This window comes from Pseudomonas sp. 18-147 (genome assembly GCF_051048045.1).
In the GTDB taxonomy this organism is placed as follows: Bacteria; Pseudomonadota; Gammaproteobacteria; order Pseudomonadales; family Pseudomonadaceae; genus Pseudomonas; species Pseudomonas aeruginosa.
The window spans coordinates 4,835,452-4,856,049 of record NZ_CP182296.1 but is presented as its reverse complement, the minus strand read 5'-3'; the positions used below and the strand labels follow the sequence as shown (position 1 = coordinate 4,856,049).

Genomic DNA, 20,598 nt, shown 5'->3' with positions numbered 1-20,598 from the left:
CCACAACAATAAAACGGAGTATCCGATGAGCCGTCTGCTCGCACTCCTGGCGCTCGCCCCGCTGCTCGCCGGCGCCGCCGAAACCACCGCGCCCAAACCGCCCAGTGCCTTCACCGTCGAGGCCCAGCGGCGGGTCGAAGCGGAATTGCCCTTCGCCGACCGCGCCGACTTCGAGCGCGCCGAACGCGGCCTGATCCGGCGCCCGGAGCGGTTACTCATCCGCAACCCCGACGGCAGCGTCGCCTGGCAGCTCGGTGGCTACGACTTCCTCCTCGACGGCAAGCCTCGCGACAGCATCAATCCCAGCCTGCAACGCCAGGCCCTGCTCAATCTCAAGTACGGCTTGTTCGAGGTTGCCGAGGGTATCTACCAGGTGCGCGGCTTCGACCTGGCCAACATCACCTTCATCCGCGGCGACAGCGGCTGGATCGTGGTCGACACCCTGACCACCCCGGCCACCGCCAGGGCGACCTACGAACTGGTCAGCCGCGAGCTGGGCGAGAGGCCGATCCGTACGGTGATCTACAGCCACGCCCACGCCGATCACTTTGGAGGCGTGCGCGGTCTGGTAGAGCCACAGCAGGTCGCCAGCGGCGCGGTGCAGATCATCGCTCCGGCCGGCTTCATGGAGGCGGCGATCAAGGAGAACGTCCTGGCCGGCAACGCCATGATGCGCCGCGCCACCTACCAGTACGGCACGCAACTGCCCAAGGGGCCGCAGGGGCAGGTCGACATGGCCATCGGCAAGGGATTGGCGCGCGGACCGCTGAGCCTGCTGGCGCCGACCCGCCTGATCGAAGGCGAGGGCGAGGACCTGGTGCTGGACGGCGTGCCGTTCACCTTCCAGAACACGCCGGGCACCGAGTCGCCGGCGGAGATGAACATCTGGCTGCCGCGGCAGAAGGCCCTGCTGATGGCCGAGAACGTGGTCGGTACCCTGCACAACCTGTACACCCTGCGCGGCGCCGAGGTACGTGATGCGCTGGGCTGGAGCAAGTACATCAACCAGGCGCTGCATCGTTTCGGCAGGCAGGCCGAGGTGATGTTCGCGGTGCACAACTGGCCGCGCTGGGGCAACGCGGAGATCGTCGAGGTGCTGGAGAAGCAGCGCGACCTGTACGGCTACCTGCACGACCAGACCCTGCACCTGGCCAACCAGGGCGTGACCATCGGCCAGGTGCACAACCGCCTGCGCCTGCCGCCCAGCCTCGACCAGGAATGGTACGACCGCGGCTACCACGGCTCGGTCAGCCATAACGCACGGGCCGTGCTGAACCGCTACCTGGGCTACTACGACGGCAACCCGGCGACCCTCGACCCGCTCAGCCCGGAGGACTCGGCGGGCCGCTACGTGGAATACATGGGCGGCGCCGAGCGCCTGTTGGAGCAAGCGCGGGCGTCGTACGCCAGGGGCGAATACCGTTGGGTGGTCGAGGTGGTCAACAGGCTGGTCTTCGCCGAGCCGGATAACCGGGCCGCGCGCGAGCTGCAGGCCGACGCCCTGGAGCAACTCGGCTACCAGGCGGAGAACGCCGGCTGGCGCAACAGCTACCTCAGCGCCGCCTACGAACTGCGCCACGGCGTACCGCGCGACCAGCCGACGATGAAGGCCGGCAGCGCCGATGCCCTGGCGGCGATGGACACCGGCCTGCTGTTCGACTATCTCGGCGTGCGCCTGGACGCCGGCGCTGCGGAGGGCAAGGCGCTGAGCATCAACCTGCGCCTGCCGGACATCGGTGAGAACTACCTGCTGGAACTGAAGAACTCGCACCTGAACAACCTGCGCGGCGTGCAGAGCGAGGACGCCGGGCAGACCGTGAGCATCGACCGCGCCGATCTCAACCGGCTGCTGCTCAAAGAGGTATCGGCGGTACGCCTGGTCTTCGAGGGCAAGCTGAAGAGTTCCGGCAATCCGCTGTTGCTGGGGCAACTGTTCGGCATGCTCGGCGACTTCGACTTCTGGTTCGATATCGTCACGCCGGCGGCGAAGTCCGAAGGCTGACGACGAAGGCGCCCGAGAGGGGCGCCTGGTCTTTTCAGTAGGCCACGGTGAAGCGCTGGCGATGATGACGGGGCTGCTCGGCCTCGTCGAGCATGGCTACCGCCAGGTCTTCCAGGGAAATCCGGCTCTCGCCCTTGGCGTCAAACAGGACCTGGTCGCCGCCGAGGCGGAACTTGCCGCTGCGCTGGCCGGGTTCGAGGAGCATCGCCGGGCTGAGGAACACCCAGTCCAGTCGTTGCTCGCCGCGCAGTTGGTCGAGGGCGTCGGCGGCGCCGAGGGCGCCCTGCTTCCACTGCTCGGGGAATTCCGGGCTGTCCACCAGGCGCTGGCCGGGGGCGATCTCCAGGCTCCCGGCGCCGCCGAGAACCAGCAGGCGCGGCACGCCGGAGCGTTTCACGCCGTCGAGAATGGCCTGGCTGCCGGCGGCGTGGCGGGCGCGGAGGTCGGCGCTACCCCAGCCGCCGTTGAAAGCGCTGATGACCACTTCGTGGCCTGCCACGGCGCTGGCCACCTGGGCCGGGTCGCTGACGTCCGCCTGCACTACGCAGAGGCCGTCGCGCGCCGCCAGCTTGCTCGGGTCGCGGACCAGGGCGGTCACCGCGTGGCCGCGTTGCAGGGCTTCGTTGAGGAAATAGTGGCCGACGTGGCCGGTGGCGCCGATCAGGGCGATTTTCATGCTGCACCTTCCGTTCGAGAAATGCCGCAGAGCGGCGTCGATCAGCATCATCCGCCCTGCGCTCGCCGGGATAAACCGCTGCGCGGGGGATGCACTCGTTAGCTCAGCTTAATAATCAGACCTCCTCGCTGTCGCTCATCAGGGTCAGGCTGCGGGCCACGGCGAGGGCGATGAACAGGACCCCGATCACTCCTTCGCTGCCGGCCAGCAGGCGCGCCAGCGGGTTGATCGCCTGGATGTCGCCGTAGCCCACGGTGGTCAGGGTCACCAGGCTGTAGTAGACGAAGGTATCCAGGCCGAGTGCGCCATGGCTGGCGATGAAGCTGGCCGGCTGCATCTGTTCGACCATGTAGTAGGCGAGAGCGAAGGCCAGCGCCATCTGCAGGTAGAGCGCGCAGAGTCCGTAGAGCAGCTCGTGGGTCACCGGGCGCTCCTGGGTGACGCGGCGGAACAGCGCGGCGAACAGGGTCAGGTACAGCAGGATCAGGCTCAGCCCGCGCAGCAGGCCGGGCGGCAGGCTGGAGTAGGGACTGCTGAAGTCCGCAGTGGTGTACAGGGCCAGGCTGAACAGGCCGAAGAAGGCCGTCAGGTAGACCAGCGGACTGCGTCTGCGCAAGGTGTTCATCCCGGCCAGCACCAGCAGCAGGAGGCTGCCGAGCACCCGTGGCTTGGTGCTCGACGGCAGGCCGAGGATCGCCGTGAACAGCACGGTGGAAAAGAACAGCAGGCGGAAACGGTAACGCAGCAGCAGGGCGTTCAAGGCGGGCTCCTCGCATCGTCGAATCGACCAGCCTGGGCGCGGACCCGCCTGCCTGTCTATTGGCCTTGGGTCGGATCGAACAATTTCTGCACCACGGAAAAGTCCCGCTCCGCATAGCCCTGCTTCAGCAGCAGACGGTACAGGCTCAGCGCCAGGCTGCCCATCGGCGTGCTGCTGGCGCTGGCCTGGGCGGCTTCCTGGGCCAGCTCGAGGTCCTTGGCCATCAACTGGGCCATGAAGCCGCCGCTGTAGTCGCGCGACGCCGGAGCGTTCTCCATAACCCCCGGCCAGGGGTTGTAGACTTCCAGCGCCCAGTTGCCACCGGAGCTGCGGCGCATGATCTCGGCCAGCACCTTCGCGTCGAGGCCGTTGGCCACGCCCAGGGCCATGGCTTCTGCGGTACCGATCATCAGCACCGCGAGGAGCTGGTTGTTGCACACCTTGGCCACCTGGCCGGCGCCGTCGGGGCCGGCATGGAAGATGTTGCGACCCATGGCCTCGAACAGCGGCCGGGCCTTCTCCAGGGCTTCGTCGTCGCCGCCGACCATGAAGGTCAGGGTGCCGGCTGCCGCGCCGGCAGTGCCGCCGGACACCGGCGCGTCGAGCATCGCCAGGCCGCGCTCGCGGGCGGCGGCGTGGACCTTGCGCGCCGAGGTCGGGGCGATGGTCGAGCATTCCAGCACCAGGGTGCCGGGGGCGATGTGCGCGAGCAGGCCATCGTCGTCGAGGTACAGGCCTTCGACGTGCTGGCTGGCCGGCAGCATGCTGATGACCACGTCGGCGCCCTGCACCGCGTCGCGGGCGCTGCGGGCGGCGCTGGCGCCGGCGGCGACCAGGCCGTCGACGGCGCTCTGCACCAGGTCGAAGACGTTCAGCAGGTAGCCGGCCTTGAGCAGGTTGGTGGCCATCGGCGCGCCCATGTGGCCGAGGCCGATGAAGGCGATCTGTTTCATGGAGCTCCTCCTGTGGCGGCCGCGAGGCCTCTTGGGGATGCTGTGAAACAGCTTAGACGCTATGGACGTGGCGGGCCCGCGCCCTCCTTCGGCAGAGGGCGGCGCGGCGGATCAGAGCCCCGCCAGCGGATGCTCGCCCTCCCAGGTCGGCTCGAAGTGCGCCTCGATCACCGCCTGCGGGATCGATTCCACCTGCGGCCAATGCCAGTTCGGTGCGTTGTCGCGATCGATCAGCCTTGCGCGTACCCCCTCGGCGAAGTCCGGATGGCGCGTGCAGTTCAGGCTCATGGCGTATTCCAGGCGGAACACCTCGGCCAGCGACAGGTAGCGCGCACGCTCGATCTGCTGCCAGACCAGATGCGCGGTCATCGGGCAGCCCTCGGCCAGGGTCTTCGCGCCACGCGCAAGCAGCGGGTCGGCGTCGTCGCGCAGCGCCACCAGCGCCTGCCAGGCGCTCGCCAGGTCCGGCTGGTCGAGCAGTGCGTCCAGGCGCGGCCGGCGCGGGAGCAACTGGGCCTCCGGCAGTTCGCCGCGGGCCTCGTGTTCGAGGGCGCGAAGCAGGCTGTGAAGTTGCACCTGGGGCGACTCGTTCCAGTTCATCTGCACCAGGCCGGCGAGCAGGGCGTCCTGCTGGTCGTCGAGAAGGAAGCGGTCGGCCAGGTCGAGGTCGAGAGCGTCGCGGGCGTTCATCTGCGCCGCGCTCAGGCCGAGGAACAGGCCGAGCCTGCCGGGCAGGCGGGCGAGGAACCAGCTGGCGCCGACGTCCGGGTACAGGCCGATGCCGATCTCCGGCATCGCCAGGCGGCTGGACGGGGTGACGATGCGAATCCCGGCACCCTGCATCAGCCCCATGCCGCCGCCCATTACATAGCCGTGGGCCCAGCAGATGAAGGGTTTCGGGTAGGTGTGGATGCGGTAGTCGAGGCGGTATTCATCGGCGAAGAAGCGTCGCGCCAGGGCCGGTACCTCGCCGGGTTGCTCACGGCAGGCGTCCACCAGCTTGCGCACGTCGCCGCCGGCGCAAAAGGCCTTGGCGCCGTTGCCGCGCAACAGCACGCAGGCGATGCCGGCGTCCTCGGCCCAGGCGTCGAGTTTCGCCGCCAGGGCCTCGATCATCGGCAGGGACAGGGCGTTCAGGCTCTTTTCCGCATCCAGGGTGGCAATGCCGATGCGGAAGCCATGCAGGCTCGGGCGTTCTTCGAAAAGCACGTTCATGTCGGGGCTCTCGGCTCGGGCGGGCTGTGGCGCAGCCCGCCGGGTTCGATGGGAAGGCTCAGCAGTTGCGCCACTTGGGATCGCGCTTCTCGAGGAAGGCGTTGACCCCTTCGCGGGTGTCCTGGGCGTCGAACAGATCGACGAAGCGCTCGCGCTCCTCCGGCAGCCAGGTGTTCGGCGCGCGTTCGCGGGCACCCTGGATCAGCGGCTTGATGGTGCGGATCGCCACCGGGCTCTGGCGTGCCACCTTGGCCGCCAGCAGCAGGGCGGCGCCGCGCGCCTCGCCGCTGTCCACCACCTGTTCGACCAGGCCGATGCGCAGGGCGGTTTCCGCATCCACCCGCTCGTTGCAGAGGATCATCCGCTTGGCCCAGCCTTCGCCCACCAGCCAGGGCAGCGCCTGGGTCCCGCCGGCGCAGGGCAGCAGGCCCACCGCGGCCTCCGGCAGGGCCATCTGCGCCTGGCGCTCGGCGATGCGGATGTCGCAGGCGAGGGCGCACTCCAGCCCGCCGCCCATGGCGTAGCCGTTGATCGCCGCGATCGACACCCCGCGGAAATCGCGCAGCGCCTCGAAGGCTTCGCCGAAGCGGCGGGCCATCTCGCGAGCGCGGGCCTTGTCGCCGTCGGCGAACATGTTCAGGTCGGCGCCGGCGGAGAAGAACTTCGGCCCCTGGCCGGTCACTACCAGGGCGTAGATATCGTCGTCGCGGTTGAGGTGCTCGATCAGTTGGCGGAGGCCGATCAGCGAGTCGCGGTCCCAGGTGTTGGCCGGCGGGTGGTTGATGGTGATCAGCGCGGTGTGCCCGTGCTTTTCCACGGTGAGCTTGTGGGTCAGGTCGAAGGAGGAAGCCTTGTAGGGTTCGACGGCAGTGTTCATGAAGTCCCTCACTGGATCATGGGCCGGGGCGTCCCGGCACTATCGGATGCGATGGTTCGCGGCGTTCACAGCAGGCGATCGAGCATGCCACCCTGCTCCAGCAGGCGGCGGGCGACGATCACCCGCATGATTTCGTTGGTGCCTTCGAGGATCTGGTGCACGCGGGTGTCGCGTACCCAGCGCTCCAGCGGATAATCGTTGAGATAGCCGTAGCCGCCGTGCAGTTGCAAGGCCTCGTTGCAGACATCGAAGCAGCGGTCGGTGGCGAAGCGCTTGGCCATTGCGCAGTACAGGGTCGCCTCGGCGTCGCCGCGGTCCAGCCGATGGGCGCCGAGGCGGACCATCTGGCGGCTGGCGGTGAGTTCGGTGAGCATGTCGGCGAGCTTGAACTGCAAGGCCTGGAAGGTCGCCAGCGGCTTGCCGAACTGCTCGCGCTCCTCGACGTAGCGCATCGACTGCTCCAGCGCCGCCTGGGCGGCGCCCAGGGAACAACTGGCGATGTTCAGGCGGCCGCCGTCGAGGCCTTTCATGGCATAGACGAAGCCCTGGCCCTCCGGGCCGATGCGGTTGCCGGCGGGGATGCGCACGCCTTCGAAGGTGATGGTGCGGGTCGGCTGCGCGCGCCAGCCCATCTTGTCCTCGTTGCGGCCGTAGCGGATGCCGGGCGCGTCGGCCGGCACCAGGAAGCAGGAGATGCCCCTGGCGCCGTCCTCGCCGGTGCGCGCCATGACGATCAGCACCTGGGTGCTGCCGGCGCCGGAAATGAAGCACTTGCTGCCGTCCAGCACGTATTCGTCGCCCTCGCGGCGGGCGCGGGTGCGCAGGCGCGCGGCGTCGGAGCCGGCATCGGGCTCGGTCAGGCAATAGGAGGCGAGCGACTCGCCGCCGATCAGGCCGGGCAGCCAGGCCTCCTTCAGCGCCGCGTCGCCGAACGAGGCGAGCATCCAGGCGGCCATGTTGTGGATGCTGATGTAGGCGGTAGTGGCCACGCAGCCGGCGGCCAGTTGCTCGAAGATCAGCGAAGTGGACAGCCGCGACAGGCCCAGGCCGCCGTCTTCCTCGGCGATGTACAGGCCGAGGTAGCCCTGTTCGGCGGCGGCGCGGATGACTTCCACCGGGAAGTGATGGTCGCGGTCCCAGTCGGCCGCCTTCGGCGCCAGTTCGTGGCGGGCGAAGGCGCGGGCGCTCTCCACCAGCAGGCGTTGTTCTTCGGTGAGGTCGAAATCCATAGGTCCTCGGGTCACTTGAGATGGATGGTCATGTTCGGGCCGGCCGACGATTCGTCGGTCGTCGGTTCATCGTCGAACCAGCGGCTGGTGACGGTCTTGGTCTCGGTATAGAAGCGCACAGCCTGCTTGCCGTAGGCGTGCAGGTCGCCGTAGAAGGAACCCTTCCAGCCGGTGAAGGAGAAGAATGGCAGCGGTACCGGGATCGGCACGTTGATCCCCACCTGGCCGACCTGCACCGCGTGCTGGTAGCGCCGAGCGGCGCCGCCGGAGCGGGTGAACAGGCTTGTTCCATTGCCATAGGGGTTGGCGTTGACCAGGGCGATGGCCTCTTCCAGGCTTTCCACCTCCAGGCAGGCCAGCACCGGGCCGAAGATTTCCTCGCGGTACAGGCCCATCTTCGGCGTCACTGCGCGGAACAGGGTGGGACCGAGCCAGTTGCCGTTGGGATAGCCTTCGACCTGGCACTGCGAGCCGTCGAGCAGGCACTCGGCGCCTTCCGCCTTGCCTTCGGCGATCAGGCGCAGCACGCGCTGGCGCGCCTGCGGGCTGATCAGCGGACCATAGGCGGCGTCCGGGTCCTGCCAGTGGCCGGGGCGCAGGGCGGCCATCCGCTCGGCCAGTTCGGGAATCCACTCGCGCGCCGCGCCGACGAACACCGCCGCGCTGATCGCCATGCAGCGCTGGCCGGCGGCGCCGCAACTGGCGCCGACCAGGTTGCCGAGAACCTGGGCCTTGTTCGCGTCGGGGAGGATCACCATGTGGTTCTTCGCCCCGGCGAAGGCCTGCACCCGCTTCAGGTGCGCGGTGCCGGTGCGGTACACGTGCTGGCCGACGGCGACCGAGCCGACGAAGGAAATCGCCCGGATGTCCGGGTGGGTGAGGAGGGCATCGACCTGCTCGCGGCCGCCATGAATCACCTGCAGCACGCCCTTCGGCGCGCCGGCCTCGAGGAACAGCTCGGCGAGGCGGTTGGGTGTCAGCGGATCCTGTTCGGAGGGCTTGAGGACGAAGGTGTTGCCGCAGGCGATGGCCAGCGGGAACATCCACAGCGGGATCATCGCCGGGAAATTGAACGGGGTGATCCCGGCGCACACACCGAGGGGCTGGATCCAACTGGTGGTGTCGATCTCGCGGGCGACGTTTTCCACCGTCTCGCCCATCATCAGGCTGGCCACGTTGGCGGCGTGTTCGACCACCTCGATGCCGCGCCACACGTCGCCCTTGGCATCGGCGAGGTTCTTGCCGGTCTCCCGGGCCAGCAGTTCGCCGAGTTCGTCGTGGTGTTCCTTGAGCAGGTGCTGGTAGCGCAGCATCAACCGCGCTCGCTCGGGAGCCGGGACTTCGCGCCAGGTCTCGAAGGCGCGCTGGGCGCTGGCGATGGCCTGCTCGATCTCGTCGGCGGTGGCCTTCGGCGCCAGCGCGAGGACGTCCTGGGTCGCCGGATCGGTGACTTCGACCAGCTCGCGGGAACGGCTGCCGCGCCATTCGCCGTCGATCAGCTGGGGGATTGCCTTGGCCATCGTCGCCTCCGCTTCCCGGTGGACCGGGATGTTGTTTTGAGTCGTTATAGCCGGCCGCAAGCCGCCTGTGGATTGACGATCTTGCGCAAGGGATGGACGATCTTGGGATTCAGACTACCGAGTCGCGTCGCCGTGAAGCGTTCCGTACAGACCTCCGCCTGGCCCCTGCCCAACCAGGGTGTGCGTTTCATCACGCCGCCCCGCCTGCGTCGCGCCCTGGCCCGCCATCCGCTCGGCCAGGCCTGCTACCCGCTGGCCCTCGGTTACTATCCGGAGGCGCATGGCCACCACATGCAGCGGCGCGCGCCGGACGACAACCTGTTGATCTACTGCCGGGCCGGACGCGGCTGGCTGGAGTGTGCCGGCGAGCGCGTCGAGGTCGGCGGCGGCGACCTGCTGGTCCTGCCCAAGGGCCGGGAACATGCCTACGGCGCCGACTCGCAGCGGCCCTGGAGCATCTACTGGGTACATTTCGAAGGCGGACTGGCGGAGGATTTCCTGCGTCCGCTGGGCAGCGTCCCGCGCCTGCGCCTGGGCATGCAGCCGCGCCTGCTGGCGGAGTTCGATGCGCTGCTGGCGCTGCGTCGCCAGGGCCTCAGCCTGCCGCACTTCATCCATGCCGCGCACCTGTTGCAGGGCCTGCTCACCTCGCTGGCGGTGCGTCCGGCGCGGGCCAGCCTGAAATCCGGACGGGTGCTGGACATCGACGCGGTGCAGGCGCTGATGCGCGCGCACCTGCACGACAGCCTCAACCTCGACGAGCTGGCGGCGCAGTTCAAGCTGTCGCGCTTCCATTTCGCCAAGACCTATCGCGCCCTGACCGGCCAGGCGCCGATCCAGGATTTCATCCAGATGAAGATGGCCCATGCCTGCCGCCTGCTCGACGAGGGCGCGCTGGAGGTGCGGCAGATCGCCGAGCAGCTCGGCTACGCCGATCCCTATTACTTCTCGCGGCTGTTCCGCAAGGTGGTGGGCATGGCGCCCAGTCACTACCGGGCGCTGCACCAGGGCTAGTGCTCCGGGCATAATGCTGCATCCTGCCCGTGGGCCGAGACCGACAAGGATCGTCGATGCGCAAACCCCTATCGCTCTACCACCCCTGGCTCTACTGGCTGCGGGTCTGGCAACGACGTCTCTGGCGGCACTGCCGCTGGCGTCTTGGCGGCCGTCGCTACGTGCGGTTGCCATCGATCGACGAGCGCCTGCCGTACCGCTACATCAAGCACACCTCGAAGTTGATCCGCCGCCTCGGCGACAGCGACCTCGCCCTGCAACGCAACAAGGTGGTCAACCTGCGCCTGGCGGTGGACTGCATGAACGGCGTGAGCATCGGCCCCGGCGAGTACTTCTCGTTCTGCCGGCTGGTCGGTCGGCCCAGCGCCCGGCGTGGCTTCGTCGAAGGTATGGAGTTGTCCTTCGGCGAGGCGCGCAGCGGAATCGGCGGCGGCATCTGCCAACTGAGCAACCTGATCCACTGGATGGCCCTGCATTCCCCGCTGCGCGTGGTGGAGCGGGCCAACCACAGCTTCGACCCGTTTCCCGACGAGGGACGGATCCTGCCGTTCGGCTCGGGCGCGGCGATCTTCTACAACTTCATCGACCTGGTGCTGCACAATCCGACGGCGGATACCTTCCAGCTGCGCTTCCATATCGCCGCCCACCAACTGGAAGGCGAACTGCTGTGCAGCGCGCCGCGCCCTGTGCGCTACCACGTCTATGAGAGGGCCCAGCGCTTTGTCCGCGACGACGATGCGGTGCTGAGGCTCAACGAGATCTGGCGCGACATCCGGGAAAAGGGCCAGGCCGGCACCCTGCTGGCCAGCGAGTGCCTGTACCGCAACCGGGTGCGCGTGAAGTATCCGGTGGAAGAGGCCCGCCTGTCCCGAGATTGACAAGCGCGGCGGGCTTTTCTACGGTTCCGCGGCCACAGGCTGTCGGCGACCTTCTGAAAAAGGCCGGACGACTTTTTCAGTACCGAGACAGGGGGTTCCATGACCGATAACGACGACCGCATCAAGCTCGAGGCGAGTTGGAAGGAAGCGCTGCGCGAGGAATTCGACAAGCCCTACATGAAGCAACTGGGCGAGTTCCTGCGCCAGGAGAAGGCCGCCGGCAAGGTGATCTTTCCGCCCGGGCCATTGATCTTCAACGCGCTGAACACCACGCCGCTGGAGAACGTCAAGGTGGTGATCATCGGCCAGGATCCCTACCACGGACCAGGCCAGGCCCACGGCCTGTGCTTCTCGGTGCAGCCCGGCGTGCCGACGCCGCCGTCCTTGCAGAACATCTACAAGGAACTCAACCGCGACCTGAACATCCCGATTCCCAACAACGGCTACCTGCAGCGCTGGGCGGAGCAGGGCGTGCTGTTGCTCAATACCTCCCTGACCGTCGAGCAGGCCAAGGCCGGCTCCCACGCCAATGCCGGCTGGCAGCCGTTCACCGACCGCGTCATCGAGGTGGTCAACGAGCGTTGCGAGCGCCTGGTGTTCCTGCTCTGGGGCAGCCACGCGCAGAGCAAGCAGAAGCTGATCGACCCGCAGCGCCACCTGATTCTCAAGTCGGCGCACCCGTCGCCGTTGTCGGCCTACCGCGGTTTCCTCGGCAACGGCCACTTCAGCCGCACCAACAAGTTCCTCGAGCAGAACGGCAAGACGCCTATCGACTGGTCGCTGCCGGACCTCTGAAGGCCGCTGTCGCCCAGCTCTTCACATGGTGGGCGCCGCTGTGTGCCTCTGACCGCGCCCGGAAAAAAAAGCCCGCACGAGGCGGGCTGGAAAACGCCACACATCCAGTGTGGCGGCGTGGCTCGATCAGCCGGCGCGCTTCCTCCAGTAGCGGAAGCACGGCTCGGCGAGGAACAGCACCAGCAATAGCCTCAGTACCTGCAAGGCGGTGACCAGCGGCACCGAGAGCTGCAAGGCTTCGGCGGTCAGGCTCAGCTCGGCGATGCCGCCGGGCATCATGCCGAGCATCAGCGACTGGTGGTCGAGGGTGGTCAGCCAGCCGAGCAACTCGGCGGCGAGCGCCGCGGCGAACATCATCCACAGCGTGCAGACCAGGGTACGACTGACGAAGGCTGGAGCGCTGCGGAAGAAACTGCGGTTGAAATGGCAACCCAGGGCGCTGCCGATCAGCCATTGGCCGACGCCGCTGGAACCGGCCGGCAGGCCGATATGCAGGTCGAAGCCGAGGCTGACGCCGGCCGCCAGCAACAGCGGGCCGAGCAGCCAGGGATTGGGTTGGCGCAACTTCTGCCAGCCCAGCGCGACCAGCGCCCCGGCCGGGAACAGCAGGGCCAGCCAGTGCCAGTCCACCGGCGCGGCCTGGTGCGGGCCTGGCTGGCCGCCGCCGAGCAGGTACTGGAACGCCGCCGGCACCAGCAGCACTACCAGCAACAGGCGCAGGCTCTGCGCTGCGGCGACGCGGCTGAGCACCGCGCCGTGGCGCTGCCCGAGGTTGACCATCTCGCTGGCACCACCGGGCATGCTGGCGAAGAACGCGGTGGCGCGGTCCTCGCCGCTGCGGCGCATGAAGGCGATCGCCAGCACGCTGGAAAGCGTGGTGGCCACGGCGCCGAAGACGATGATCACGCTATGCGCCAGCACTTGCTCGATCACTGCCGGGGTGAAGTGCAGGCCGATGCCGATGCCGACGATCCATTGCCCGCACTTGCGTGCCCCCGGCACTTCGGCCAGCGGCAGGTCGGCCAGGCAACGCACCAGCATCACCGCAAGCAGCGAGCCGATCATCCACGGCAGCGGCCAGCCGACCAGGCTTGCCAGCCAGCCGCCAAGGGCGCCCACCAGCGGCGTCGCCCAGTACAGCCTCCAGGTGACGCGCTCAGGCATCGGCCAGCCCTGTCGCGCGACGGGCCACGCGGCGGCGCCAGGCGCGGACCAGCGGCAACAGCAGCATTACCACCACCAGCGCCCAGGTCACCAGGCTGATCGGGCTCGACCAGAGGATGCCCAGTTCACCGTTGGAGATCGACAGCGCGCGGCGCAGGTTCTGCTCCATCAGTCCACCGAGGATGAAGCCCAGCAGCAGCGGCGAGAGCGGGAAGTCGAGCTTGCGCAGGATATAGCCGATCACGCCGATGCCGACCATCAGGAACAGGTCGAAGGTGGTCGCATGCACGCCGTACACGCCGATCCCGGTGATGATCGCGATGGCCGGCACCAGGGCCCAGTTCGGCACCGCGAGGATGCGGGTGAATACGCGGACCATCGGCACGTTGAGGATGATCAGCATGACGTTGGCGATGAACAGCGAGGCGATCAGGCCCCAGACGATGTCCGGTTGCTGCTGGAACAGCAGCGGGCCGGGAGTGATGTTGTACAGGGTCAGGGCGCCGATCATCACCGCAGTGGTACCCGAGCCGGGCACGCCGAGGGTCAGCATCGGCACCATGGCGCCGCAGGCGGAGGCGCCGATGGCGGTCTCGGGAGCGGCCAGGCCGCGCATGTCGCCCTTGCCGAACTCGCCCTTGGCACCGGCCAGCTTCTTCTCGGTCATATAGGCCACCGCGCTTGCCAGGGTCGCGCCGGCGCCGGGCAGTACGCCCATGACGAAACCGAGCAGACCGCAGCGCAGGTTGACCAGGAATACGCTGGCGGCCTCCTTGAAGTTGAACAGCATGCGTCCGGTGGCTTTCACCGCCTCCTGGCCGTGGTGGGTCTTCTCCAGCAGCAGGAGGATCTCGCTGACCGAGAACAGGCCCAGCACCAGGACCACGAACTGGATGCCGTCGGCGAGGTGGATGCTGTCCCCGGTGAAGCGGTACACGCCGCTGTTGGCGTCGATCCCGACGCTCGACAGGAACAGCCCGAGCAGCGCCGCCAGCAGGGTCTTCAGCGGGCGGTCGCCGGCCATCCCGCCGAGGCAGACGATGGCGAACACCATCAGCACGAAATATTCCGCCGGACCGAAGGCGATCGCCCACTTGGCCAGCAGCGGGGCGAACAGGACCATCCCGCAGGTGGCGATGAAAGCGCCAATGAACGAACTCCAGGCCGACAGCGACAGGGCCACGCCGGCCAGGCCCTTGCGTGCCATCGGGTAGCCGTCGAGGGTGGTCATCACGGTCGAGGCTTCGCCGGGGATGTTGAGCAGGATCGAGCTGATCCGCCCGCCGTATTCGCAGCCCAGGTATACGGCGGCGAGCAGGATCAGCGCGGTTTCCGGCGGCAGGCCGAGGGCGAAGGCCACCGGGATCAGCAGTGCCACGCCGTTGATCGGACCGAGGCCTGGCAGCAGGCCTACGATGGTGCCGATCAGGGTGCCGATCAGCGCGGTGATCAGGTTGGTCGGCGTCATCGCGACGCCGAAGCCCTGGCCGAGGTAGTTCAAGGTTTCCATCACGAAGTCCTCACAGCGGCAGGAAGTCGAGAACGCCCAGCGGCAGCGGGACGTCCAGGGCGCGGTCGAACAGCCAGTAGAGGCCGATCCCGAGCAGGCTCGCGGTGACCACCGCAGGGATTGGCCGGGCGCCGTAGAGAATGGCCATGCAGGAGCCGACCAGGGCGGCGCTGAGGATGAAGCCGAGCGTTTCGAACAGGCCGGCGAACACCAGCAGCAGGGCGATGCAGGCGAGCACCTTGAGCAGCACGGCGCCGCCCAGCGGTTGTTCGTCCTCGGCGTGGCGGATCGGCGTCGGCCGCGCGATCAGCCACGCCAGGCCGGCGCCCATCAGCGCCAGGCAGAGCAGCGGGTAGGCGCGCGGGCCGACCGGTTCGTAGGAAAACGGCGCCTGGTAACGCCAGCCGGCGACCGCCAGGCCGACGCAGGCGAGCAGCCAGAGCCCGGCGAACAGGCGCTGGTACAGGTTGGAACGGGTCATGGGACGATCCTCGTGGCGCGGCCGGGGTCCGGCCGCGCGCGGGCTGGCTTACTGGATCAGGCCGAAGTCCTTGGCCAGTTGCTTGTACTGCTGGACCTGCTGCTTCACGTAGCCGTCGAGTTCCTCGCCGGTCATGGCGAAGGGGAACAGCTCGCGCTGGTCGCGCAGCTTGGCGAAGTCCTCGGAGGCCAGCAGTTGGTCGAAGGCGTTCTTCCACCAGGCGTAGTCTTCGTCGCTGACCTTCGGCCCGAGGTAGAACCCGCGAACCACCGGCCAGACGATGTCGTAGCCCTGTTCCTTGGCGGTGGGGATGTTGGCCATCGCCGCCTCTGGCAGGCGTTCTTCGGAGAACACCGCGAGCAGGCGCATGTCGCCGCTGAGGATGTGCGGCATGGAGTCGGAAATGTCGGTGCTGCCGACCTGGATGTGCCCGCCGAGCAGCGCGGTGGCGATCTCGCCGCCGCCTTCCAGGGCCACGTAGCGCAGGTCGCGCGGATTGATCCCGGCGGCCTTGGCGATCAGCGCGGTCTGCATCCAGTCCTGGCTGCCGACGGTGCCGCCGGAGCCGATCACCACCTTGCTCGGGTCGGCCTTGAGCGCCTTCACCAGGTCGTCGAGGTTCTTGTAGGGCGAGTCGGTGCGCACCGCGATGGCGCCGTAGCTGGTGCCGATGGCGGCCAGCCATTTCACCGCGTTCTCGTCGAAGCGGCCGAACTTGCCCTGGGCCAGGTTCAGCAGCGAGCCGCTGGAGAAGGCGGTGATGGTGCCGGCGTCGCCCGGGCGTTGGGCGACCACCGCGTTATAGGCGACCGCGCCGACGCCGCCGGGCATGTAGGTGACGCGCATCGGCTTGCTCAGCAGCTTGGCCTCGACCAGGGCGCTCTGGGCCAGCTTGCAGGTGAGGTCGAAACCGCCGCCGGGGGACGCCGGGGCGATGCATTCGGGACGCTTGGGTTCGGCCACGGCGGCGCCGGCCAGCAGCAGGCCGGCGGCAACCAAGGCGAGGGGACGAAAAGACAGTTTCATCATCATCGGTGCTCCTGTGGAGTTCTTGTTCTGGCTTACCAGATCGGCAGGGTATAGCTGACGATCAGGCGGTTCTCATCGATGTCGCGGGTGAAATTGGAACGGAAGGTCGCGTTGCGCCAGCGGATTCCGAGGTTCTTCAGCGCGCCGCTCTGGAACACGTACTGCAGTTCGGTGTTGCGTTCCCATTCGCGGCCTTCGCCGCGCTGCCCGGCGAGTTCGACATTGTCGCCCTTGACGTAGCGGGTCATGAAGGTCAGGCCGGGAATGCCGAGGCCGACGAAGTCGTAGTCGTAGCGCAGTTGCCAGGAGCGCTCCTTGGGGCCGGCGAAGTCGTTGACCTGGACGAAGTTGACCAGGTACGGGTTGCTGCCTTCCAGGTAGGGGAAGGCGTCGTCGCCGTTCATTCGCTGCCAGGCCGCGCCGAAGGCATGGTTGCCAAGGCTGTAGGTGAACATGCCGTTGAGCGACTTGTTGTCGATGCCGCCGGCCTTGGCCGAGCCGCTGTCGGTGCTGCGGGCGAAGCGCAGGTCGCTGGTCAGTTCGCCGGGACCGATCGGCCAGCTGTGCAGCAGGCCGACGAAGTGCTGGCGGTAGACGTCCTGCAGGTTGCTGTAGTGATAGCTGGCGGTGAGTTGGTCGGTGAGCTTGTAGTCCAGTCCGCCGAGGTCGAAGTGATCGGCGCTGACCCCGGCGAAGCGGCCGTTCTTGTCGTTCAGCGCGAGGTCCTCGGAGTCGCTGGAGTCGCGGATCTTGGTCTTTTCCAGGCGCCCGGCGGTGAAGCCGAGGTCCTTGATCTCCTTCGAGGTGAGCAGCGCGCCTTCGAATATCTGCGGGAAGATCCGCCCGTTGTTCGGTTGTACCGATGGCAGCTTCGGAATCAGCGTGCCGACTTTCAGCTCGCTCTGCGAGACCTTGACCTTGGCGGTCAGGCCCAGTTTCGAGTAGGTGTCCGGCGCGCGGCCGTCGGAATCCTTCGGCAGCAGTCCGGTACCGCTGCGGCCGCGGCCGGAGTCGAGCTTGACGCCGAGCATGCCCATGGCGTCGAGGCCGAAGCCGACGGTGCCCTGGGTGTAGCCGGACTGCAGGTTGAGGATGAAGCCTTGCGCCCACTCCTCGCGCTTGGACTGGCCGGGGCCGTCGCGGAAGTCGCGGTTCATGTAGAAGTTGCGGGTTTCCAGGCTGGCCTTGCTGTCTTCGAGGAAGCCGGCGGCGTTGCCCAGGGGCGCGATGCCGGCGAGCACGACGGCGGTGGTGGTCAGGGTGGTGCTGCGGGACGAACGTACAGACCTTGCGGCCTGCGGCAGGGAAGTCGACATGCAGTGGTCTCCGATTCTTGTTCTTGTACGCCGAGCACCACGCTGCAGGGCGTTTTGGCGGACGATCTGCGCCGTCCATCGACTGATCCTAAGGCGCCAAGCTTTCGCCAGGCTTTCAGCAATCCCCGGTGGCAGAGAAGCCATTTACCGGAGGGTTTTCCCCGGTACACTTCGCCTCTTGTGCCCTCATCCGGTGGTGGAGAACCGTCCATGCGCATCCTTCTGGTGGAAGATCATCCGCAGCTCGCCGAAAGCGTGGTCCAGGCGCTCAAGGGCGCCGGCTGGACGGTAGACCTGCTGCAGGACGGGGTGGCCGCCGACCTGGCCCTGGCCAGCGAGGAGTACGCCCTGGCGATCCTCGACGTCGGCCTGCCGCGGATGGACGGCTTCGAGGTGCTGGCGCGCCTGCGCGGGCGCGGCAAGACCCTGCCGGTGCTGATGCTGACTGCGCGCGGCGAGGTGAAGGACCGGGTGCACGGCCTCAATCTCGGCGCCGACGACTACCTGGCAAAGCCTTTCGAACTGTCCGAGCTGGAGGCGCGGGTCAAGGCCCTGCTGCGCCGCAGCGTGCTCGGTGGCGAACAGTTGCAGCGCTGCGGCGCCCTGGTCTACGACCTCGGCACCCGGCGCTTCAGCCTCGACGAGCAGCCGCTGACCCTGACCTCGCGGGAACAGGCGGTGCTGGAAGCGATGATCGCCCGTCCGGGGCGGGTGATGAGCAAGGAGCAACTGGCCGCCCAGGTCTTCGGCCTGGACGAGGAGGCCAGCGCCGACGCCATCGAGATCTACGTCCACCGCCTGCGCAAGAAGCTGGAAGGCGGCGCCGTGCGCATAGTCACCTTCCGCGGCCTCGGCTACCTGCTGGAGGCGCAGGGTGACTGATGCCGGCAGCCTGCGCGGAAGGCTGCTGCTGTGGCTGGCCCTGCTCCTGCTGCTGGTGCTCCTGGCGAGCGGCCTGAGCGCCTACTGGAACGGTCGCGAGGTGGCCGACACCGCCTACGACCGGACCTTGCTGGCCTCGGCGCGGGCGATCGCCGACGGGCTCTACGAGAAGGACGGCACCCTGCGCGCCGACGTCCCCTACGTGGCACTGGATACCTTCGCCTACGACAGCGCCGGGCGGATCTTCTACCAGGTCAACGACATCCACGGACGGATGATCTCCGGCTACGAGAATCTTCCGGCGGCACCCGCCGATGCCCTGCGCACCGACGACTACCCGGCCCTGGCCAAGTTCTACGACGGCGTCTACCAGGGCGTCGACGTACGCGTGGTGAGCCTGCTGCAACCGGTCAGCGAACCGAGCATGAGCGGCATGGCGGAGATCCGCGTGGCGGAGACCGAAGGCGCCCGCGAGCGCATGGCGCGCAGCCTGATGACCGATACCCTGCTGCGCCTGGGCGTCCTCGGCGTCGGCGCGCTGGTGCTGGTGTGGCTGGCGGTGAGCGCCGCGCTGCGTCCGCTGGATCGCCTGCGCCGCGAGGTGGAAGAGCGCCAGCCGGACGACCTGCGGCCGTTGCCGATGCTAGAGGTCCAGCATGAATTGCGGCCGCTGGTGGAGTCGCTGAACCACTTCACCCAGCGCCTGCGCAGCCTGTTCGAGCGGCAGTCGCAGTTCATCGCCGATGCCGCCCACGAGTTGCGCACGCCGCTGGCGGCGCTCAAGGCGCGCCTGGAACTGGGCCTGCGCGAGCAGGAGCCGGAAGCCTGGCGTTCGACCCTGGAGACCACGGCGAAGAACACCGACCGCCTGATCCACCTGGCCAACCAGCTGCTCTCCCTGGCGCGCATCGAAAGCGGCGCCCAGGCCATCGCCGAGGGTGGCGCCGAGCGTATCGACCTGACCGCCCTGGCCCGGGAACTGGGCCTGGCGCTGGCGCCGCTGGCCTATGCGCGGGGAGCCTCGCTGGCGCTGGAAAGCGCCGGGCCGGTGTGGATCCAGGGTGAACCGACGCTGCTCAACGAATTGCTCAGCAACCTGCTGGACAACGCGCTGGCGCACACCCCGCAGGGCGGCAACGTGATCCTCAGGGTGCTGGAGGGGGGCGTGCTGGAAGTGGAAGACGATGGTCCGGGAATTCCCGCCGCCGACCGCGAGCGGGTCTTCCAGCGCTTCTACCGGCGCGGCGACAGCCCCGGCAGCGGCCTGGGGCTGGCGATCGTCGGCGAGGTCTGCCGGGCGCACCGGGCGCAGATCCAGCTCGACCAAGGCGAACTGGGCGGCTTGCTGGTGCGGGTGCGCTTCCCGGCGGAGTAGGGCGGGGTCTATTGCAGCATGCTGGTGGCGGCTTCCAGGGCGCTGGAGAGGTCCTCGTCTTCCTTCATGTCGACGGTCGGCTCGAGGCCGAGCTTGGCGAACGCCGGGATCTGGCTCCAGTCCAGGCGGGTATAGGGATGCTCGCTGCCAAGGTAGCTCTGCAGGGTGGCGACCTGGACCAGGTCGGTATAGTCCGCGCGCGGCGAGTTGCGGGTGAAGTCCAGGTGCTGGCGCGGGACCTCGGCGATCGGCGCGGGGAAATCCCAGGCCTTGAGGATGCGCTCGCCGATCAGCGGATGGATGCGCTCGATCACATGGCTCAGGCTGATGGAGTCCGACAGCAGCTCGTTGTGATCCTCGGCGTAGGTGAGGATCGGCAGCACGCCGATCTGGTGCACCAGCCCGGCCAGGGTCGCCTGGTCCGGCGCCAGACGGGTGTAGTGACGGGCCAGCACGTGGCAGATGCCGGCGATCTCGGTGCTCTTGTTCCAGACTTCGCGCATCTTGCGGTCGACCACGTCGGTGGTGGCCTGGAACATCTGCTCCATGGCCAGGCCGGTGGCCAGGTTGCAGGTGTAGTTGATGCCCAGCCGGCTGATCGCCATCTGCAGGTCGGTGATTTCCTTCGGGCTGCGCAGCAGCGGACTGTTCACCACGCGGATGATGCGCGCGGTCAGCGCCGCGTCGTTGCCGATCACCTTGCTCAGGGCCTGGATGCTGACATCCGGGTCTTCCGCCGCCTCACGGACCTGCAGGGCCACCTCGGGCAGGGTCGGCAGCACCAGTTCATCCTGATCGATGGCGCGGATCAGGTCCTGTTGGACTTTGTCGGCAAGCTTGCTCATGGCATTTCCTTTGAAAACGCAATGGCCGGAGCACGCTCTACGTGCACCGGCCATGGGAATACTGGCGGGCCGTCCGC

Annotated in this window: 19 protein-coding genes; 6 read left to right on the top strand and 13 right to left on the bottom strand. The window is 67.9% G+C overall.

What is annotated here, in order from left to right; translation table 11 throughout:
• Positions 1 to 25 precede the first annotated feature (25 nt).
• A complete protein-coding gene (locus ACM0M4_RS23020; RefSeq protein WP_054376030.1) occupies positions 26 to 2,002 on the top strand; it encodes an alkyl/aryl-sulfatase in 1,977 nt (658 codons plus the stop codon).
• Between the two features lie 34 nt (positions 2,003 to 2,036).
• On the opposite strand, the gene ACM0M4_RS23015 is transcribed toward ACM0M4_RS23020, so the two are convergent.
• From ACM0M4_RS23015 to ACM0M4_RS22985, 7 genes are all read right to left on the bottom strand, one after another.
• On the bottom strand, positions 2,037 to 2,678 hold the full coding sequence (locus tag ACM0M4_RS23015) for an NAD(P)-dependent oxidoreductase (protein WP_003110820.1): 642 nt from the start codon (positions 2,676 to 2,678) through the stop codon (positions 2,037 to 2,039).
• A gap of 115 nt (positions 2,679 to 2,793) precedes the next feature.
• Positions 2,794 to 3,438: a potassium channel family protein gene (locus ACM0M4_RS23010; RefSeq protein ID WP_003085490.1), complete on the bottom strand. Its 645-nt coding sequence runs from the start codon at positions 3,436 to 3,438 to the stop codon at positions 2,794 to 2,796.
• 56 nt (positions 3,439 to 3,494) lie between these two features.
• Positions 3,495 to 4,391 (bottom strand): 3-hydroxyisobutyrate dehydrogenase, encoded by an 897-nt coding sequence (gene mmsB / locus ACM0M4_RS23005; RefSeq protein ID WP_054376029.1) that lies wholly within the window; start codon positions 4,389 to 4,391, stop codon positions 3,495 to 3,497.
• 111 nt (positions 4,392 to 4,502) lie between these two features.
• Positions 4,503 to 5,606, bottom strand: a complete 1,104-nt coding sequence (locus ACM0M4_RS23000) for an enoyl-CoA hydratase/isomerase family protein (protein WP_003114169.1) — start codon at positions 5,604 to 5,606, stop codon at positions 4,503 to 4,505.
• A gap of 58 nt (positions 5,607 to 5,664) precedes the next feature.
• A complete protein-coding gene (locus ACM0M4_RS22995; protein ID WP_003085498.1) occupies positions 5,665 to 6,483 on the bottom strand; it encodes an enoyl-CoA hydratase in 819 nt (272 codons plus the stop codon).
• Between the two features lie 65 nt (positions 6,484 to 6,548).
• Positions 6,549 to 7,712 (bottom strand): isobutyryl-CoA dehydrogenase, encoded by a 1,164-nt coding sequence (locus ACM0M4_RS22990; protein WP_003085499.1) that lies wholly within the window; start codon positions 7,710 to 7,712, stop codon positions 6,549 to 6,551.
• An 11-nt stretch (positions 7,713 to 7,723) separates the two neighbouring features.
• The gene (locus tag ACM0M4_RS22985) at positions 7,724 to 9,232 is read right to left on the bottom strand and encodes a CoA-acylating methylmalonate-semialdehyde dehydrogenase (RefSeq protein ID WP_023122704.1); all 1,509 of its coding nucleotides are present in this window, start codon (positions 9,230 to 9,232) and stop codon (positions 7,724 to 7,726) included.
• Between the two features lie 132 nt (positions 9,233 to 9,364).
• Between ACM0M4_RS22985 and ACM0M4_RS22980 the strand changes: the two genes are divergently transcribed.
• The 3 genes from ACM0M4_RS22980 to ung all read left to right on the top strand — a co-directional run bounded on the left by ACM0M4_RS22980 (position 9,365) and on the right by ung (position 11,919).
• Complete coding sequence (locus ACM0M4_RS22980) at positions 9,365 to 10,246, top strand: AraC family transcriptional regulator (RefSeq protein WP_017148766.1); 882 nt, start codon at positions 9,365 to 9,367, stop codon at positions 10,244 to 10,246.
• Positions 10,247 to 10,302: 56 nt separating this feature from the next.
• Positions 10,303 to 11,124, top strand: coding sequence for a VanW family protein (locus ACM0M4_RS22975; RefSeq protein ID WP_221345431.1), 822 nt, complete (start codon positions 10,303 to 10,305; stop codon positions 11,122 to 11,124).
• Positions 11,125 to 11,223: 99 nt separating this feature from the next.
• On the top strand, positions 11,224 to 11,919 hold the full coding sequence (gene ung / locus ACM0M4_RS22970; RefSeq protein ID WP_003106436.1) for a uracil-DNA glycosylase: 696 nt from the start codon (positions 11,224 to 11,226) through the stop codon (positions 11,917 to 11,919).
• A gap of 126 nt (positions 11,920 to 12,045) precedes the next feature.
• On the opposite strand, the gene ACM0M4_RS22965 is transcribed toward ung, so the two are convergent.
• The 5 genes from ACM0M4_RS22965 to ACM0M4_RS22945 are packed head-to-tail and all read right to left on the bottom strand — an operon-like array spanning position 12,046 to position 17,419.
• Positions 12,046 to 13,083: an AbrB family transcriptional regulator gene (locus ACM0M4_RS22965; protein ID WP_003114172.1), complete on the bottom strand. Its 1,038-nt coding sequence runs from the start codon at positions 13,081 to 13,083 to the stop codon at positions 12,046 to 12,048.
• Complete coding sequence (locus tag ACM0M4_RS22960; protein WP_003116509.1) at positions 13,076 to 14,593, bottom strand: tripartite tricarboxylate transporter permease; 1,518 nt, start codon at positions 14,591 to 14,593, stop codon at positions 13,076 to 13,078. The genes ACM0M4_RS22965 and ACM0M4_RS22960 overlap by 8 nt, the downstream gene beginning before the upstream one ends.
• 10 nt (positions 14,594 to 14,603) lie before the next feature.
• Positions 14,604 to 15,074 (bottom strand): tripartite tricarboxylate transporter TctB family protein, encoded by a 471-nt coding sequence (locus ACM0M4_RS22955; protein WP_003101933.1) that lies wholly within the window; start codon positions 15,072 to 15,074, stop codon positions 14,604 to 14,606.
• Between the two features lie 48 nt (positions 15,075 to 15,122).
• Positions 15,123 to 16,106, bottom strand: a complete 984-nt coding sequence (locus ACM0M4_RS22950; RefSeq protein ID WP_003085519.1) for a tripartite tricarboxylate transporter substrate binding protein — start codon at positions 16,104 to 16,106, stop codon at positions 15,123 to 15,125.
• A gap of 29 nt (positions 16,107 to 16,135) precedes the next feature.
• A complete protein-coding gene (locus ACM0M4_RS22945) occupies positions 16,136 to 17,419 on the bottom strand; it encodes an OprD family porin (RefSeq protein ID WP_003116508.1) in 1,284 nt (427 codons plus the stop codon).
• Between the two features lie 210 nt (positions 17,420 to 17,629).
• Here ACM0M4_RS22945 and ACM0M4_RS22940 point away from each other — a divergent pair, with 210 nt between their 5' ends.
• Together ACM0M4_RS22940 and ACM0M4_RS22935 are read left to right on the top strand one after the other, a co-directional pair.
• Positions 17,630 to 18,301, top strand: coding sequence for a response regulator (locus tag ACM0M4_RS22940; protein WP_003085524.1), 672 nt, complete (start codon positions 17,630 to 17,632; stop codon positions 18,299 to 18,301).
• A complete protein-coding gene (locus ACM0M4_RS22935; protein WP_003145754.1) occupies positions 18,294 to 19,676 on the top strand; it encodes a sensor histidine kinase in 1,383 nt (460 codons plus the stop codon). Before ACM0M4_RS22940 ends, ACM0M4_RS22935 begins: the two co-directional genes overlap by 8 nt.
• An 8-nt stretch (positions 19,677 to 19,684) precedes the next feature.
• Here the strand turns inward: ACM0M4_RS22935 and ACM0M4_RS22930 are convergent, their stop codons facing one another.
• The gene (locus ACM0M4_RS22930) at positions 19,685 to 20,521 is read right to left on the bottom strand and encodes an HDOD domain-containing protein (protein WP_003085528.1); all 837 of its coding nucleotides are present in this window, start codon (positions 20,519 to 20,521) and stop codon (positions 19,685 to 19,687) included.
• Positions 20,522 to 20,598 lie beyond the last annotated feature (77 nt).